Annotated in this window: 15 protein-coding genes; 4 read left to right on the forward strand and 11 right to left on the reverse strand. The window is 31.6% G+C overall.

Annotated features, from left to right (window positions below):
* Positions 1–75: 75 nt before the first annotated feature.
* The 4 genes from DIS18_RS04900 to DIS18_RS04915 form a co-directional block, all read right to left on the reverse strand.
* Positions 76–1,122 carry a GDP-L-fucose synthase family protein gene (locus DIS18_RS04900; RefSeq protein ID WP_109351899.1) on the reverse strand — a complete coding sequence of 349 codons (1,047 nt, stop codon included), beginning with the start codon at positions 1,120–1,122 and terminating at the stop codon, positions 76–78.
* Positions 1,115–2,233 (reverse strand): GDP-mannose 4,6-dehydratase, encoded by a 1,119-nt coding sequence (gene gmd, locus DIS18_RS04905; protein ID WP_109351900.1) that lies wholly within the window; start codon positions 2,231–2,233, stop codon positions 1,115–1,117. Before gmd ends, DIS18_RS04900 begins: the two co-directional genes overlap by 8 nt.
* A gap of 61 nt (positions 2,234–2,294) precedes the next feature.
* Positions 2,295–3,788 carry a GH3 auxin-responsive promoter family protein gene (locus DIS18_RS04910; protein ID WP_109351901.1) on the reverse strand — a complete coding sequence of 498 codons (1,494 nt, stop codon included), beginning with the start codon at positions 3,786–3,788 and terminating at the stop codon, positions 2,295–2,297.
* Between the two features lie 2 nt (positions 3,789–3,790).
* A complete protein-coding gene (locus DIS18_RS04915; protein ID WP_109351902.1) occupies positions 3,791–4,660 on the reverse strand; it encodes a M23 family metallopeptidase in 870 nt (289 codons plus the stop codon).
* Between the two features lie 116 nt (positions 4,661–4,776).
* Between DIS18_RS04915 and tatA the strand changes: the two genes are divergently transcribed.
* Positions 4,777–4,959: a twin-arginine translocase TatA/TatE family subunit gene (tatA, locus tag DIS18_RS04920; protein WP_109351903.1), complete on the forward strand. Its 183-nt coding sequence runs from the start codon at positions 4,777–4,779 to the stop codon at positions 4,957–4,959.
* A 68-nt stretch (positions 4,960–5,027) separates the two neighbouring features.
* Here the strand turns inward: tatA and DIS18_RS04925 are convergent, their stop codons facing one another.
* From DIS18_RS04925 to DIS18_RS04935, 3 genes are all read right to left on the reverse strand, one after another.
* Entirely contained in the window at positions 5,028–6,005 is a 978-nt protein-coding gene (locus DIS18_RS04925; protein WP_109351904.1) for a DUF4837 family protein, read from the reverse strand.
* 22 nt (positions 6,006–6,027) lie between these two features.
* Positions 6,028–7,572 (reverse strand): LysM peptidoglycan-binding domain-containing protein, encoded by a 1,545-nt coding sequence (locus tag DIS18_RS04930; RefSeq protein WP_245925574.1) that lies wholly within the window; start codon positions 7,570–7,572, stop codon positions 6,028–6,030.
* A 113-nt stretch (positions 7,573–7,685) separates the two neighbouring features.
* Positions 7,686–8,873, reverse strand: a complete 1,188-nt coding sequence (locus DIS18_RS04935; protein ID WP_109351906.1) for a phosphoglycerate kinase — start codon at positions 8,871–8,873, stop codon at positions 7,686–7,688.
* Between the two features lie 405 nt (positions 8,874–9,278).
* Between DIS18_RS04935 and DIS18_RS04940 the strand changes: the two genes are divergently transcribed.
* A complete protein-coding gene (locus tag DIS18_RS04940) occupies positions 9,279–10,292 on the forward strand; it encodes a serine hydrolase domain-containing protein (RefSeq protein WP_109351907.1) in 1,014 nt (337 codons plus the stop codon).
* Between the two features lie 76 nt (positions 10,293–10,368).
* Here the strand turns inward: DIS18_RS04940 and DIS18_RS04945 are convergent, their stop codons facing one another.
* Positions 10,369–11,436, reverse strand: a complete 1,068-nt coding sequence (locus DIS18_RS04945) for a DUF2652 domain-containing protein (protein ID WP_109351908.1) — start codon at positions 11,434–11,436, stop codon at positions 10,369–10,371.
* 96 nt (positions 11,437–11,532) lie between these two features.
* Here DIS18_RS04945 and DIS18_RS04950 point away from each other — a divergent pair, with 96 nt between their 5' ends.
* Together DIS18_RS04950 and DIS18_RS04955 are read left to right on the forward strand one after the other, a co-directional pair.
* Positions 11,533–12,687 (forward strand): DNA polymerase III subunit, encoded by a 1,155-nt coding sequence (locus DIS18_RS04950; RefSeq protein WP_109351909.1) that lies wholly within the window; start codon positions 11,533–11,535, stop codon positions 12,685–12,687.
* Positions 12,687–13,607 carry a diacylglycerol/lipid kinase family protein gene (locus DIS18_RS04955; RefSeq protein ID WP_109351910.1) on the forward strand — a complete coding sequence of 307 codons (921 nt, stop codon included), beginning with the start codon at positions 12,687–12,689 and terminating at the stop codon, positions 13,605–13,607. The genes DIS18_RS04950 and DIS18_RS04955 overlap by 1 nt, the downstream gene beginning before the upstream one ends.
* Before the next feature lie 62 nt (positions 13,608–13,669).
* On the opposite strand, the gene DIS18_RS04960 is transcribed toward DIS18_RS04955, so the two are convergent.
* The 3 genes from DIS18_RS04960 to mnmG all read right to left on the reverse strand — a co-directional run bounded on the left by DIS18_RS04960 (position 13,670) and on the right by mnmG (position 17,310).
* Positions 13,670–14,197, reverse strand: coding sequence for an OmpH/Skp family outer membrane protein (locus DIS18_RS04960; protein ID WP_109351911.1), 528 nt, complete (start codon positions 14,195–14,197; stop codon positions 13,670–13,672).
* 243 nt (positions 14,198–14,440) lie between these two features.
* Positions 14,441–15,292, reverse strand: a complete 852-nt coding sequence (locus DIS18_RS04965; RefSeq protein WP_109351912.1) for a class I SAM-dependent methyltransferase — start codon at positions 15,290–15,292, stop codon at positions 14,441–14,443.
* 146 nt (positions 15,293–15,438) lie between these two features.
* A complete protein-coding gene (gene mnmG / locus DIS18_RS04970; protein WP_109351913.1) occupies positions 15,439–17,310 on the reverse strand; it encodes a tRNA uridine-5-carboxymethylaminomethyl(34) synthesis enzyme MnmG in 1,872 nt (623 codons plus the stop codon).
* Positions 17,311–17,396: the final 86 nt, after the last annotated feature.

Here is a 17,396-nt window from a genome sequence, read left to right on the forward strand (position 1 = left end):
TGTGCCAAATATACTACTATTTGTATTAATTTTTAAATGGAAAATTATTAATAACTATAGAGTTCAATCCAGTTATTATTTACTGCGATACCAATCATAAAGTTTCTCTATTCCTTCTTCGATCTCAATTTTGTGTTGCCAACCTTTACTATTAATTTTTGACACATTAGTAAGCTTTCTTTGGGTACCATCTGGCATGTCAGAGTTGTAAACTAAATCACCTTCAAAACCAATTATAGTTTTTATTGCTTCTCCAAGCTCTTTTATTGAAATATCCTTACCTGATCCAATATTAATATGTGTGTTTTTAATTTCTTTTTGATCTATTGGATAAGTGTCTTTAAAATCAATATTTTCAAGGATAAAAACACATGCTTCTGCCATATCTTCACTCCATAAAAACTCTCTTCTAGGTGTTCCAGTTCCCCAAATTTCAACACTTGATGCTGTAACACCTATTTGCGATAGATATTGTTTAGCTTTATCTATTTTGTTTAAATTTAAATCTGCTAAAACCTCAACATATTTGTTTTCTGAAAGCAATTTTGCTAAATGAATTTTTCTAATTAAAGCTGGTAATACATGAGATTTTTCCAAATCAAAATTATCATTTGGCCCATATAAATTGGTAGGCATTACAGAAATAAAATTAGTATTATACTGTATATTATAACTCTCACACATTTTTATTCCAGCTATTTTAGCTAAAGCATAAGGCTCGTTAGTGTACTCTAAAGAATCAGTTAATAAATATTCTTCTTTAATAGGTTGAGGCGCGTTTTTGGGGTAAATACACGTGCTTCCTAAAAACAACAACTTTTTTACTTGGTTTAAATATGAATGATGAATGACATTATTTTGAATCATTAAATTTTCATAAATAAAATTTGCACGATATGTATTATTTGCCAAAATTCCCCCAACTTTTGCTGCTGCTAACACAACATATTCGGGGTTTTCTAAATCAAAAAACTGAGAAACTTCTACTTGATTTGTTAAGTCCAGTTCATTATGTGTTCTAGTTACTATGTTAGAGTACCCTTTTTGTTTAAGTGTTTTAAGAATTGCTGAACCAACTAAACCTTTATGGCCAGCTACGTATATTTTAGAAGTTTTATTCAAAATAATTTTTAATGGTATATCCTCCTGCTTTTAAATATTCTTCTTTCTTCATCAACTTTAAATCACTACTCATCATATCATCAACCAAATTTTTTAAATCGTATTTTGGTTCCCATCCTAACTTTTCTTTAGCTTTTGTTGCATCTCCAATCAGCAAATCTACTTCGGTTGGGCGATAATATTTTTCATCAACACAAACTACCTCTTTACCTATCTCCAAGTTATAATTGTTATTATCACATGCTTTGACATAACCCTTTTCACTTACTCCGTTGCCTTTAAATTCTAAAGAAATTCCTATATGAGAAAAACACATTTTAACAAAGTCCCTGACAGATGTTGTTTTACCTGTTGCTATTACCCAATCTTCAGCTTCATCCGCCTGAAGAATCATCCACATCACACGTACATAATCTTTGGCATGCCCCCAATCTCTTTTTGCGTCTAAGTTACCAAGGTAAATTTTTTCTTGAAGCCCTAAAGCAATTTTTGATGTAGCTCTGGTTATTTTTCTAGTTACAAATGTTTCACCTCTTATTGGTGATTCATGATTAAATAGTATTCCATTACATGCAAATAAGTTATATGCTTCTCTGTAATTAACCGTTATCCAATAGGCGTACATTTTTGCTACAGCGTAGGGACTTCGTGGATAAAAAGGTGTCGTTTCAGTTTGAGGAACTTCTTGAACCTTTCCATAAAGTTCTGAAGTTGATGCTTGATAAACTCTTGTTTTATTTGTAAGCCCTAAAAGCCTAACAGCTTCCAGTATCCTTAATGCTCCCATGCCATCAGTATCTGCAGTATACTCAGCCATTTCAAAAGATACATGAACATGACTCATAGCAGCTAAATTATAAATCTCATCAGGTTGTACTTGTTTTATAATTCTAGTTAAATTTGTACTATCAGTTAAGTCGCCATAATGCAAAATAAAATTAACATCTTCTTCATGAGGATCTTGATATAAATGGTCAATTCTATCGGTGTTAAATTGTGAAGCTCTTCTTTTAATGCCATGAACTTCGTATCCTTTATTAAGCAGAAATTCACTTAAATAAGCACCGTCTTGTCCAGTAACTCCAGTAATTAATGCAACTTTTTTAGGCATAATTTTTTAATTTAGTATATAATCATCAATTTAAACAAAAATAGTATAACTGTATTCATCTTCAGTTTTGAAATTCAAACTTATCAACTATCTTCCTATCATTCGATAACCTAGGAATCTTATTTTGGCCGCCTAATTTTCCAACAGATTTCATGTACTCTTGAAACCCACCTTGTTTTACTTTTGTTATTTTAAGTGATTGTAAAACTTTACCTTGAATTAAATCAAAATAATAGGTGTTTTGTTTTTGAAGTGATTCATCAATTTTTTTAGCTAAAACGGAAAGGTCTTCCGGTTCATTCTCAAACTCAATAAACCATTCATGAAAAGGCAATCCAGATTTAGGTGTTATTTGAGGTGCTACAGTAAACTCAGAAACTCTAATATCGGAATCTAAAGTTGCTTCTTGCATAGCTTGCTCTACTTCTTTTCCAATTACATGTTCTCCAAAGGCTGAAATAAAATGTTTTATTCTTCCAGAAACAATTACTCTATAAGGTTTTGTTGAAGTAAACTCGACAGTATCACCAATATTATATGCCCAAAGTCCCGCATTTGTTGAAATTAGCATTACATAATTCACTCCAACTTTTACATCTTTAATAGTAATTCGTTTCGGGTTTTCATTAAAAAATTCATCAGCTTTAATAAACTCATAAAAAATACCAGAATTAAGCTGTAGCAACATTCCTTTTTCACCTTGCTTATCTTGAAAAGCAAAAAAACCTTCGCTTGCTGGATACAATTCAATACTATCTATTTTTCTACCAACAAGATTTTCAAATTTGGCTCTATAAGGTTCATAATTAACTCCCCCAAAAATGAATAAATTGAAGTTTTTAAACACATCTCCAACTTTCTTTCCTGTTTTTTCTTGAAGTTTTTCAAAATACATTTGAACCCAAGAGGGTATTCCAGAAATTATAGTCATATCTTCAGGTAAGGTCTCTTCAACTATAGCATCAACCTTAGTTTCCCAATCTTCAATACAATTGGTTTCCCAAGAAGGCAATCTATTTTTTTGTAAATATTTTGGAACGTAATGTGCTACAATACCTGATAATCTACCTAGTTGCACACCATTCTGTTCTTTTAAAATAGGACTGCCTTGTAAAAAAATCATTTTACCATCTACAAATTTGCTATTCCCAGTTTCATGTATGTACATTAAAATAGCATTTCTTGCAGCTTCAACATGACTCGGCATACTTTCTTTGGTAATTGGAATATATTTAGATCCAGAGGTTGTACCAGAGGTTTTAGCAAAATAAATAGGTTTCCCTTTCCAAAGAATATCTGATTCGCCCGCAACTACTTTTTCAACATAGTTTTTTAGAGCTTCATAATCTCTTACTGGTACACGTTTTACAAAATCTTCGTGGTTATTTATACTTACAAAATCATGATCAATTCCAAATTCCGTTCCAGCAGCAGCAGCAATTAGCTCTTGAAAAACTTTATTTTGAGTCTCAATAGGTTTATTAGCCCATTTTTGAATTTTTTTATAGACTCGTTTTGCAAAAGGTTTTGCTAAAGCAGACTTTAATGATATCATATCTATTTAAAATCTATAAAATTTGTTGGGTTAATTGGGTAGCCATCGTTCCAAAGTTCAAAATGTAAATGCGGTCCTGTAGATAACTCTCCTGTATTTCCGGCTGTAGCAATAACTTCTCCTGCTTTAACCAAATCACCTTGTTCTTTTGTTAGAGCTGCATTATGCTTATATACAGAAATTAAGCCATAGCTGTGTTCAATAATAATAACATAACCCGTGCTTGCTGTCCATTCAGCAAAAATAACAATCCCATCTGCTGTAGCTTTTACAGGCGTATCTTTTACAACAACAATATCTACTGCATAATGTTTTTCTTTAGCATTGTAAGGCTCACTGATTGAACCACTAACTGGCGGAAATAACACAAAATTAGTTGCTGTTGTAGCCGATTCAAACAAATTGTATTTGTCCTCTTTATCTACTTTCTCACGAAGTATTGAGTCTTCAGCAATCGGAGCTAAATCAACTTCACTTGCTTCTAGTTTAACGGCTTGAATGATAGAGTCTTTATTAAAATCTACAGCGTTTAAGTCGCCAGTAAGTACTTTTTTAATCGATTCGTAATACCGATCATTCATTCCAATAACACGTTGCAAGGAATCTGTTTTAAAACTTAATTCTGTAGCTTTCTTTTTTAATGCTGTTGAAGAATAACCAGGAATATACTCTTTTAATGGTGTAAACGCAATAAGTAGATATGTTAATGCTATGAAAAAAATAGCCATCAAAGAACTCATTACAAAAACATTTAACCGTGTAAGTTTAAATGATAAACGCTCTTCAAAAGTATTTTCATTTAGTATCATTAATCGATACTTATCGAGTAATTTTCGTTTTATCTTTTTTGGTTTCTTTTTTTCGTCTGCCATATTGAAACAAAAATAATTAAATTTATTACAAGACTTGATGGTCTATATGCTAAAGTTGAACTTAAAACGACTTTATTAAACTTTAATTATTAACTTTGTGTTTTAAAATCATAATTATGAGCTTATACATGTTACCCTTAGCAATAGGACCTTGGCAAATAGCATTAATTGTTTTAGCTGTTTTATTACTATTTGGAGGTAAAAAAATACCAGAATTAATGCGTGGATTAGGTAGTGGAATTAAAGAGTTTAAAGACGCTAGTAAAGAAGATGAATCTACAGAAGATAAAAAAGGCTAAATTTTAATTTGCCTTGATAAAAAACCAGCTCAATGAGCTGGTTTTTTTTATTTTTAAATCTTTTTTACTTATTCAATTTTAACTGATCTTATAATTGCCTCAAGTTCTAGCATATAGTTTCGTTTATCAACCGAAGGCGCAAAAGCAAAACCTTCAACAATTACCCAACGCTTATTTATCTTATCTTCAATAGCATAATTAATAAATGGACCTCCCATAAATGCATTTTTAACATCCCAAATACCTTTAGTTTCTAAAGTAGTCTTATTATCAATAATGGTTTCCCCATGAAAAGGTGTATATGCATTTTCAGTTACCAAATAAGAACCTTCAACAGGGCCCTCAATATGTGCTTTTCCTATAGAATCTCTTATTTTTATAATTTGATTTACTACACTATCATTCTTTTTAATAGCGTCAAAAGGCAATTCATAAATCATTAAGTTACTTGTTCCTGTTGTAATGTCTTTTCTTATCCAAAAGAAGTTTTCTGTTTCTTTTGCTATTCTGTAAATGGAAGCAAACTGAATTGTTAATCCCAATTTTTCTTTAATTGAAGTAAAACCGTGAGGCGATTTTGACATTTGACGCATTCTTTCAGTCAATTCTTCATTCCTAAATATTTCAATAATTTTTGAATCATTTGCTTTTAGTACTGAAATAATATCTTCTTTAGTTTTTCCTGAAATAACAATTACTTTTTGAGGTTTTGCATATACATCATCAGATATGGTAATACCTGCTTCTTTACCTGTTTCAATTTTTAAAACCGTTCTGTTTTTGGTTACAAATCCAGAAAAAACGGCTGGAGGAATTTGACTAATTGTAAATGTAGGTTCGTCTTGAGGCAGTCCATAAATAGGTTTTGCAAGAACATTTCTTATAGCTTCACCTACACGACCATCCCACAAATCATTTTCTGCTACAACCGAAACATTATTTATAGCTCCTGATGCATCAGGTAGGAACTTTTGATTCGAATTTTTTTTGTCTCCACAAGACATTAAAAGTGTTAACACTAGTACTGAAAAAAGAAGATTTCTCATCATTTGCTTTATTTATTAAGAATTAACCTTTAGAAATTTTAAGCGTCATTCCTGGTTTTAGTTTACTACCACTAATACCGTTCCAATCTTTAATATTTTGAATAGAAACTCCAGGAAATTTTTGAGAAATACTCCAAAGAGAGTCTCCGCTTTTAACTACATATGTAATTACTTCTCCAGAAATAGGTTTTGGTTTTATTTTCGCTTTAGCGGAAGAAGTAGCATTTACATTAGGCTTCCTAGGGTATATCGTTAATCGTTGTCCTATCTTTAAATCATTACTTCTTAAACCATTCCATTTTTTGATTTGACTAACTCTAACGCCATATTTTCTAGATATTTTACCTAAATAATCGCCTGATTTTACTCTATACCTAACTTTAGCATCAGCTTCAAAAAACTGAGGCATTGGTTTTTCGCGCTTATCAAATTCCGCTTTAGCATAAGTATATATTTTATCTTCATTATTTACAAATTCTCCAACCACATCAATAGGTAATCTTAAAACATAGTTTTCATCTTTTATATAAGGAATAATATCTAATTTATATGAAGGGTTTAAAAATTGAAGCTTCTCAATTGGTGTTCCTGTAACTTCTGAAACCTGATCGAGTGTTATCATCTGTTTTACTCTAATGGTGTCTGTTTCAAAATACGCTAACTCAGGTTTATATTTTTTAAAACCGTGTGCTGCAGCATATTCAAAAATGTACATATTTGCTAAAAATGCTGGCAAATATCCTGCGGTTTCTCTTGGCAAATTATGACGAATATTCCAGTAATTTTGATAACCTCCAGAACGCCTAATAGCTTTACTAACATTTCCAGGTCCAGAATTATAAGCCGCTAAAGCCAAATCCCAATCGCCAAATATTTTATAAAGTCTTGCCAAATATTTTGCTGCTGCTTCTGTAGATTTTATAGGGTCGCTTCGTTCATCAACATAACTGCTTACGTCTAACCCATACTCTTTACCGGTACCAAACATAAATTGCCATAATCCCGTGGCTCCTACTCTAGATTTTGCTCTTGGCTTTAAAGCAGATTCTACTATGGCTAGATATTTTATTTCTAACGGAAGGTTGTGTTTATCTAATTCACCTTCAAACATTGGAAAATAAAAAGCACTTAAGGTTATTAGCTTTTGTATAGACTTACGCCTATGTTTTAAATAAGACTTTATTACATTTTCTAATGAAGGGTTATACTCAACATTAAATGGCGTTCTTGCATCAAGTTCTTTTAATCTTGCTTTAAGAGTATCTGTTGATAATTCAGGATAATCAACTGGTTTATAATCAAGTTCTGTAACCGATTTGTATATCGTGTCAAATAAATGATTGTTGTATAACTCCTCAAACCAAGCTTCATCTAATTTAGCTGCAAATTCAAGGTCTTCTAATTTTTTAATTGAGGTGCTATCTTTTTCTGCCTCAATAACTTTTACAACTTGGGTATTATCAGGAATTATTGAATCTCTAGCTTGGGTGTTTTGAACAACTGTGTCTTTTATTACATTATTTGATGCAGAAATTGTGTCTTGTGTTTGAGAAAAACAAGTACTCATTTTAAGAAGACATACTATTATAAAAAACCGAAAAGCCATAAAATCTATTCATTAATGAACGATACTATGGCTAAAATCGTATTTTTTAATCTAATTTGAAAGCTTAATTACAACTATTCTAAAATAGCAGCAATTCCTGGAAGTGTTTTTCCTTCTAAGCTTTCTAGCATTGCACCTCCACCTGTACTTACGTAGCTTACTTTATCTTCAAAACCAAATTGCTTAACCGCTGCAACAGAATCTCCTCCGCCAACTAGTGAAAAAGCACCATTTTTAGTAGCTTCAGCAATTGAGTTTCCTAATTGTATAGTACCGTTTGCAAAACTTTCCATTTCAAAAACACCTAATGGTCCGTTCCAAAGAATGGTTTTTGATTGCATAACCACATCATGGAATTGTGCTCTAGATTTTGGTCCAGCATCAACACCTTCCCATCCATCAGGAATTTCATTTATATCAACTATTTGTGTATTTGCATCGTTATTAAAATCGTCTGCAGCAATAGTATCTACAGGAATATGAATCTGTACACTTTTGGCTTTAGCTTGTTCTAATATTTCAAGAGCTAAAGGCATTTTATCATCTTCACAAATAGAGTTTCCAATTTTTCCACCTTGAGCTTTTACAAAGGTAAACGCCATTCCACCACCAATAATTAAATGATCTACTTTATCAAGAATATTTTCAATAATGGTGATTTTTGAAGATACTTTTGCTCCACCAAGAATAGCTAATACTGGTTTTTCTCCAGTTTCCATAACTTTTTTGATGCTATCAATCTCTTGAGCCAATAAACTACCGAAGCATTTTTTACCTTCAAAAAATTGTGCTACAATAGTTGTTGATGCATGCGCTCTATGTGCAGTACCAAAGGCATCGTTTACATATATGTCTCCTAATTTTGATAATTCCTCTGCAAAGTCTTTATCTCCAGCGGTTTCTTCTTTATAGAAACGTAAGTTTTCTAGTAATAGAATTTGTCCTGGCTCTAAACTTGCAGCCGCAGCTTCAACATCATCACCAATACAATCTGCTACTGTTTTAACTTCTACTCCTAAAACATCTTCAACTTTAGCAGCAATATGTTTTAATGAAAACTCGTCTTGGAATCCTTTTGGGCGTCCTAAATGCGACATTAAAATACAGCTTCCTCCGTCTTCTAAAATTTTTATAATTGTTGGTTTTGCTGAAATAATTCTTGTTGCATCAGTAACTTCGAAATTCTCATTTAAAGGCACATTAAAATCTACTCTTATTAGTGCTTTTTTGTTTTCGAAATTAAAATCGTTTAAAGTCTTCATCTATATTTAATTTTATCGTTTTAACTGTTTGATTCACAAATGTAACTAATTAAAAGCCTATAAAAAATGTGTTTTTTTACGAAAACGATTTAGCTGAAAAGTTTTTTACTAATTATAGATTTTGATGAGTTAAAAACAATCTTTAGTGAATTTAGATGAGCAAAATTTGACATTTTTATTTTGTCAGAAAAAAATGATAATTTCGTTTAGCGAATGATAAAAAAAATTGAAGCGATTTTTTATCAGACACATTTTAGCCATTTTAAATTAGCTTATAAATATTATAACAGCTCATCCATAATATTAAACAATTCAAGATTAAAAAATTTTTGGCCTATAAATATAAATGGAGTTTTGCAAGTGATATAAATCTCTAAATCGTTCTACTAAAAAACAAATTTCGTTATGAAAAAAAATATATTTAGAATAGTATTACTTACAGGAACTATAATATCATTGTTTTTTGTACCATGGGTTTTAGTTAAAGCTTGGATAATGCCATTGCCAAATACAGTTCAAGAGCAAGTTGATGATGCTATTGGTTATGGATTTGATGGTATGGTAGTTTATATAGATGAGGCAGGTAAGCCCCCAGCATTTTACACAGGTGGCTGGAAAGACCGAGAAAACAAAATACCTGCCGACCCGAAATCATTGTTCAAAATTGCAAGTATCAGTAAGTTATATACAGCAGTTGCCATCACCAAAATGGTTAAAGAAAAGCGTTTATCGTTAGATGAAACACTGGTTACTTACTTTCCAGAACTTATGGGGAGAATAGAGTATGCTGACAAAATTACCTTGAGAATGATGGTTCAACACCGAAGTGGTATTCCAAATTTTACAAATAACCCAACCTATTGGGAAAACGAACAGGAAAATGGCAACAATGCACTTGAATTTGCTCTTGATTTACCAGCTAGTTTTAAACCTGATAAAGGATACGAATATTCAAATACTAACTATTTATTGCTTCGCAAAATTATGGATACTGTATTAGGATATAACCACAATGAGTACATCAAAGAGAAAATTTTGAAACCCCTAGAACTGAAAAATACATTTTTCTCGATTACTGAAGTCGATTTAGATGATGTTATGAGTGGATACTATGTTGGTTATGAAAAAGATTTCAAAGCTAATGAATACGGAATGTTAGCTACGGCTGAAGACGTTGGTGTCTTTTTACGAGCTATAAATGACGGTTCTATATTTGAAGAAGGAGAAAAGGAAATCTATCCTTACGTATATGATCATGGAGGCTTGGTTGTTGGTTATCAAAGTCTTGCAGAATACCATCAAGATATCGACACAATTGTTGTGCAATTTATAAACACTACTGATTTTAATGGTTATGAATGGAATTTATCAGAGATTTTTATTAATCGTATTATCAAGGTAATTAAAAAAAATAGGTGAATAGTATATAAAATTTTAGTAGTGGGTTCAAGTAGAGCAACAGGGAGACCCTTGTGGTAACGCCCAAATTTAAAAGTTAGTTTTGTTTGTGTAACGAAAAGCCAGAATCTATTAAAAGCACAAGATCTTTAATGCTTTCTGAAATATTCTGTTTTAGTTTAGATTTTAAGAGGGGTTTCATAATGATGCCAAATGGCTTAAAATCTGCAAACGCTTCGATGTTTAATTTGGTGCTTTGGTTGTCTATTTCCTCTAGTACAAAGTAACTATTAAACCGCTTAGTAAATGGGACATTTATTGTGGACTCTCCATAAACTAATTGATTTTTTTTAACTTCCTTGGTAATAGTGGTTTGTGTGATATCATCATTTTTATTAAACAGGCATTTGTGTTTTTCTCCAACACGATTTACTTTGTTTTTTTCGTATTCCACTTTAACCACATCTTTTACCCACAAGAGCCTGTAATCAAAATTGCTAATAACTTCATACAGATCATTAATAGGTAATTTGATGATTTCAGTTTCATCAAATAGTTTGTGTTTTGGTACATCTTTTGGAATAGGGTCTACTTCTGGAAGTCTTATTTTTAGTGGCTTTAATTCGTTATAACTAAATGAAATATCTCCAAAATCGTAAGAAGCAGTAATGGTGTCTTTTGATGTTTTATCAATAGTTTTAACCGTTTCAGTAAATAGCGCATATTCATCAATAGGAATCTCGTTTTTTAACAAACGATGTACCTGAATAACATGACTGCCATAAGGTTTTTTTGAGTCTTTAACTTTTATAAATTCTATCTCTCCAAAATGAACAACAAACTTCAACTTTAAATTATAAGCTGAAGAACATGCTCCACAACTGCAAATTCTTTGATACTCATAACGTTTTAAGTGCGTGTGAAACGCTAAATACATCTTCTCTATTTGTTGCTCAAGAATTTCAATATTAACCGCATCAACTAATTTGTAAAGAAAAAGAGCATCACCTTCAATTTCTGCCAATTCTAAATTCATAGTATTACTATCTAAAAGCAATTCTAACAATTCTGAAATGATATGGCGGCTATGATTGATATCTGTATGATGAACAAATTCTGTGAAACCAGAAATATCTGGAATAAAAAGAATTGCATTTTGAGCCATTAGGTTAGATAGGTTTCGGTTATTATCTATAAAATTAGTCGATTTATCTTTATTCCATTACAAGAAAATGTTAAAAACAAAAAGTATATTTGCCTCATGCTTTTTGAAGATATTTTAGGTCAAGAACACATAAAAAAACACCTTTCGCAGAGTGTTGATAATGGCAGAATACCGCATGCTCAGTTGTTTGTGGGGAATGAGGGATCTGGCACCTTGCCTATGGCGTTGGCTTATGCGCAATATATTTTATGTTCAAATTCTGATGGTGAAAATAACACCGGAAATGAAGCTTGTAATTTAAAATTCAAGAATTTTTCGCATCCTGATCTCCATTTTGCTTTTCCGGTAACTACAAGTAGTAAAGTAAAAAGTAAGCCCGTTTCTAGTTTTTATCTTGAAGAGTGGCGACAATTATTAAATGAGCAACCTTATGGTAATCTTTTTGATTGGTATAAACTTCTTGGGGTTGACAATAAACAAGGTCAAATTGGAGTTGATGAAGCGCATGAAATTGTAAAATCGCTTACGCTGAAATCTTACGAAGGCGGTTATAAAGTGATGTTAATTTGGATGGCTGAAAAGATGAACACTGCTTGTGCAAACAAACTTTTAAAGCTGATTGAAGAGCCACCAAATAAGACTATTTTTTTGTTGATTGCTGAAGATGAAGAGCAAATTATTAATACCATTAGATCGCGTTGTCAGGTTTTACATTTTCCGCCATTGGCTGAAGAGGATATTAAAAATGCCTTAGTAAAACAGTATAATATTGATGTTAGGGTTGCAGCAAAAATAGCAAGTCAATCTAACGGAAATTATAATAAGGCTTGCGATTTAGTTTATCAGGATTCTGAAGATATTCAGTTTGAAACTTGGTTTATTTTATGGATTAGGAGTGCTTTTAAAGCTAAAGGAAACAAAGCAGCAATCCACGATTTAATTTCTTGGAGTGAAGATATTGCCAAAACAGGTCGCGAAACGCAAAAGCAATTTTTAAATTTTTGTTTAGACTTTTTCCGTCAAGCTTTATTACTGAATTATAATGCTACAGATTTAGTGTATTTAGAACCTAAAACCGAAAAGTTTAAGCTTGAGAATTTTGCGCCTTTTGTACATGGAAACAATATTATGGATATCAGCAACGAACTTCAAGATGCTATTTACCATATTGAGCGTAACGGAAATTCAAAAATTATTTTAACAGATTTATCTATTAAATTAACGCGCTTACTTCATAAAAAAGCGGAGTAATGGATACAGAAACCAAAACTTGGTTTGTAATAGTTAACCCAACATCGGGTAATGGTTCTAGCAAAAAATATTGGCCAGAAATTAAAGGCCTTTTAGAAAAGAATCTCTTTGTATTTGAATTTGCTTTTACTGCACATTCCAAACACAGCATTCAACTTGTTCATGATGCTATACAAAAAAAGGTTAGAAACTTTATTTGTATTGGAGGAGATGGCACTTTACATAATATAGTCAACGGAATTATGACTCAAAATAAGGTACCTACTTGTGAGATAAATGTAGGTGTAATCCCTATTGGTACAGGTAATGATTGGGTAAAAACGCATCATATTCCTAAAGATTTTGAAGCAGCTATTCAAATTATAAAAAAAGGAAATTTAGCTAGTCAAGATATTGGTAGAATATCAGTTAATGGCTTTGAAACACCTGTTTTCTTTAACAATTTAGCTGGTATAGGCTTTGATGGATTTGTAGTTAGTAAGGTTGAAAAATACAAACATATTGGTGCTTTGGCTTATTTATATGGCACTATAGTGAGTTTATTTTCTTTTAAAAATTTCAAATCTACGGTTACTGTAAATTCAGAAATTATTTCTGGAAAAACACTTATGATTTTGATTGGGCTTTGTAAATATTCTGGTGGCGGGATGCAACTTACCGAACGTCCAGATCCGTTTGATGGTTTATTAGATGTAACTATCGCTCAAGATTTAAACAAGTTTGAAATTATTAAAAACTTACCTAAGCTTTTTAATGGAACTATTACTAAATATAAAAAAGTGAGGACTTTTAAAGCATCATCTGTTACAATTCAAATTAATGAAAAGAATTGGCCTTATATTCAAGCAGATGGTGAATTGATTGGAAAAGGTAATATTGAAGTTTCTATTATAAAGAAAGCGTTTTCGTTTTATTGCTAAAAAAATCGTTATTAACTTAAGTTAATAACGATTTAATCACCTGTAAATCAATTACTTGTATACTATTCTTTTTTGTAGTCCGCATTTAGCGCATCCAAAATAGTTTTAGTTAAATCACTTTGTTCTCCACCATACATAACGGTTGCTGCAGCGTCGCTAGTTCCTAATATATAATTGTAACCGTTTGTTTTTCCGTAATCTTTTACAAAATCTTTAACGTTAACTATAACAGAATCTATTTCAGCCTGAAATTCTTGAGTTAGATTTTGTTGCTCCGCTTGCATTTGTTGTTGCAATATTTGCTGTTTTTGCTGTAAACCACCCATTAATTCTTCAGCTCTCTTTCTATTACTTCTTGCAATTCTTTGAGCTTCTGCTTGTCCTTTTTGAGCTTCTGCTTGAAAAGCAAGACTTATACTATCTGCTCTTTTTCTAAAAGCTTCTTCTTTAACTTGAAACCTTGCTTCTACATCTTTCTTTTTTTGATAATCGTTAATTAAAGTTCCATTATCAACAAAACCAATTTTATTTGGTTTTTCACAAGAAGCAAAAATCACCATTACTAATACTACATAAATTATATTTTTCATCAGTTTGTGTATTTGATTGATTTATTTTTTAATCCGAACAAAAATAACAAAGTAAGTTAAAATTGAAAGCAGAATTGGTTTGAATTTAACTTATAAGAAATATTTATTAAAAAAATGATTTGGAATAATAAATTTCTATTAAAAGTAAGTCTATATAAAGCGTTTTAAGACACTTTAAAAAAACTAACTAGTGTTTATGCATTTGTTAGAGTGAAGAGGGCCTCAGGTAAATTGAAATAGTTTTTAGATGTTTTTTATGACGTAAATTAAAGATGAAGCTTCATTAGTTGATATAGCTTTTAAATTTGAAAGCAATCCAATACAAATACCTTTAATAGAATTCATTTTTCCAGATTTATATTTTTCTGAAAGCATGCTAACATAAAATGAATCAAACCACATCGGTTTTACCTTTTCAACTTTAAATAATTGTTTTGAAACTAATTTTGAAATAGACTCTTGATTAAAATGCCAAAGATGCCTTGGAACATCATACGCTGCCCAAAACTGTTTATAATGTTTTGCATCATAACTTTTATAATTTGGTACAGCAATAATTAAAATGCCATTTGGCTTTAATAACTTTTTAAATACTGAAATGTGATCTTCTAAATTTGGTAAATGTTCTAACACATGCCAAAGGGTGATCACATCAAAACTGTTGGGTTTAAACTTTAATAATTGGTTTATTTCAAAAACTGCATTGTTTGTTTTTTTATTGGCAATATCTCTTGCTTTTTCGTTTGGTTCAATCCCTGAAACTTGCCAATTATTTTGTTGCGCCGTTTCTAAAAAATCTCCTGTCCCGCATCCAACATCTAAAAGGTTCTTTTCTTTTAAGGAATATGAATTTATTAAATTTAATTTCTTTTTTAATGAAATGTTTCTAACAAGATGATATGCTTTTTCGAATAGATTTCTTTTGGAGTCTGTATGAGAAATGTAGTCTTCGCTTTGATAATAACCAGGTAATTTATCTGAAGGTGGTTGAGGTGTGGTTTCTAGAAAACCGTATTCTGAATTTTGAATTAATTCAAATTCCTCTCCTGAAACGGAGTGGTCTTTTACGGTTAAAAAAACAGATGTATTTTTCATTTAAAATAGATTCTGAATCAATTTCAGAATGACAAAAAAGAGAGATTAATTTAAAGTGTTCCACGTGGAACGTTTATAAAAAATTCACATTACAAACATTAATGCTTACTTGTTTTAAATCATGAGATTCCTGTTTTCACAGAAATTTATCGCCCCATATAAACCAACAAAACAGAAATATCATTTGGTGACACCCCGCTAATTCTTGATGCTTGAGATACGGTTGTAGGTTGAATTTTTTTCAATTTTTCTCGCGCCTCAAAACTCATAGATTTGATTTGCGAATAGTCAAAATTCTCGGGTATTTTTACATATTCCAATCGTGTTAGCTTATCAGCATTATTTTTTTCCTTGGCAATATACCCAGCGTATTTAACTTGAATTTCGGTTTGCTCTATCACCTCCCTATCCAAATTATTATCTTGAATATAAGCTTCAACACTTTCTACTTTTCTAACATCTTCCATCTCAATATTCGGTCTAGCAAAAACCTTAAACAGCTTTCCAGATTGTTTCACAGGAGATGATTTTTTATCTTCTAAAATAGGATTTATCTCTTCGGGTTTTACACTTTGTGTTTCAAAAAAGTTTACAAATTTTTCTGCAGCTTCATGCTTTTCTTCCATGCGCTTTAATCGTTTTTGAGAAGCCAAACCTAATTCAAATCCTTTAGGTGTTAATCTTAAATCCGCATTATCTTGACGCAATAGCGTTCTGTATTCTGCTCTTGATGTAAACATTCTATAAGGTTCTTCTGTGCCTTTAGTAATTAAATCATCAACCAAAACACCTATATAAGCCTCATCCCTTTTTAAAGTAAAAGGGTCTTTTTCTTGCACTTTTAAACTTGCATTTATACCCGCCATTAATCCTTGAGAAGCGGCTTCTTCATAACCAGTTGTTCCATTAATTTGTCCAGCAAAATATAAACCTTCAACTAGCTTAGTTTCTAAAGTATGTTTTAGTTGCGTTGGTGGAAAATAATCATATTCTATAGCATAACCCGGTCTGAAGAATTTAACATTTTCAAAACCAACTACAGAGCGTAATGCTTTAAATTGAATATCTTCAGGTAAAGACGTAGAGAATCCATTAACGTAAACTTCGCAGGTATTCCAACCTTCTGGCTCGATGAATAATTGGTGTCTGTCTTTATCAGCAAAACGATTAATTTTATCTTCAATAGATGGACAATATCTTGGACCTAAACTTTTAATTCTACCGTTAAACATAGGCGATCTATCAAAGCCTTCACGAAGTAAATCATGCACTTCAAGACTTGTGTAAGTCATATGACAAGAGCGTTGATTTTCTAATGGTTTAGTAATGTCTAAATACGAGAATTTTTCAGGATTACCATCCCCAGGTTGTTCAATCATTTTAGAATAATCTAAACTCCTTCCATCAACTCTTGGTGGTGTTCCAGTTTTCATTCTACCAGAATCGAAACCTAAATTAACAAGTTGTTCTGTTATTCCAGTTGCTGCTCTTTCTCCTGCTCTTCCTCCTCCAAAATTCTTATCGCCGATATGAATTAAGCCATTTAAAAAAGTTCCGTTTGTTAAGACAACCGATTTTGCTTTTATTTCAATTCCTAGAGATGTTTTTACACCAACTACTTTATGGTTTTCAACAACTAATCCAGAAACCATTTCTTGATAAAAATCAAGATTAGGTGTGCCTTCCAAAAGCATTCTCCAATCTTCAGCAAAACGCATTCTATCACTCTGCACTCTTGGACTCCACATCGCAGGTCCTTTTGATTTATTAAGCATTTTAAATTGAATAGCCGAAGTATCCGAAACAATGCCGCTATAACCTCCAAGCGCATCGATCTCTCGCACAATTTGTCCTTTAGCAATACCTCCCATAGCAGGATTACAAGACATTTGTGCAATGTTTTGTAAATTCATGGTAACCAATAAGGTTTTACTTCCCATATTGGCAGCAGCAGCGGCAGCTTCACTTCCTGCGTGACCTGCTCCTACAACTATGACATCATAAATTTCGTTAAACATAAGTTCTAATTCAATTTAATATTTAGCATGTAATTACACTTCGACTGTGCCCAGTGTGACAAACTAAATAGTTTTTCAAAAACATG

This window comes from Algibacter marinivivus, from assembly GCF_003143755.1.
Lineage (GTDB): Bacteria > Bacteroidota > Bacteroidia > Flavobacteriales > Flavobacteriaceae > Algibacter_B > Algibacter_B marinivivus.

Bases quoted from the DNA above. Each gene is read 5' to 3' on its own strand.
- gmd (WP_109351900.1), bottom strand. From the start codon at position 2,233: ATGCCTAAAAAAGTTGCATTAATTACTGGAGTTACTGGACAAGACGGT.
- DIS18_RS04910 (WP_109351901.1), bottom strand. From the start codon at position 3,788: ATGATATCATTAAAGTCTGCTTTAGCAAAACCTTTTGCAAAACGAGTC.
- DIS18_RS04915 (WP_109351902.1), bottom strand. From the start codon at position 4,660: ATGGCAGACGAAAAAAAGAAACCAAAAAAGATAAAACGAAAATTACTC.
- tatA (WP_109351903.1), top strand. From the start codon at position 4,777: ATGAGCTTATACATGTTACCCTTAGCAATAGGACCTTGGCAAATAGCA.
- DIS18_RS04925 (WP_109351904.1), bottom strand. From the start codon at position 6,005: ATGAGAAATCTTCTTTTTTCAGTACTAGTGTTAACACTTTTAATGTCT.
- DIS18_RS04930 (WP_245925574.1), bottom strand. From the start codon at position 7,572: ATGAGTACTTGTTTTTCTCAAACACAAGACACAATTTCTGCATCAAAT.
- DIS18_RS04935 (WP_109351906.1), bottom strand. From the start codon at position 8,873: ATGAAGACTTTAAACGATTTTAATTTCGAAAACAAAAAAGCACTAATA.
- DIS18_RS04940 (WP_109351907.1), top strand. From the start codon at position 9,279: ATGAAAAAAAATATATTTAGAATAGTATTACTTACAGGAACTATAATA.
- DIS18_RS04945 (WP_109351908.1), bottom strand. From the start codon at position 11,436: ATGGCTCAAAATGCAATTCTTTTTATTCCAGATATTTCTGGTTTCACA.
- DIS18_RS04950 (WP_109351909.1), top strand. From the start codon at position 11,533: ATGCTTTTTGAAGATATTTTAGGTCAAGAACACATAAAAAAACACCTT.
- DIS18_RS04955 (WP_109351910.1), top strand. From the start codon at position 12,687: ATGGATACAGAAACCAAAACTTGGTTTGTAATAGTTAACCCAACATCG.
- DIS18_RS04960 (WP_109351911.1), bottom strand. From the start codon at position 14,197: ATGAAAAATATAATTTATGTAGTATTAGTAATGGTGATTTTTGCTTCT.
- DIS18_RS04965 (WP_109351912.1), bottom strand. From the start codon at position 15,292: ATGAAAAATACATCTGTTTTTTTAACCGTAAAAGACCACTCCGTTTCA.
- mnmG (WP_109351913.1), bottom strand. From the start codon at position 17,310: ATGTTTAACGAAATTTATGATGTCATAGTTGTAGGAGCAGGTCACGCA.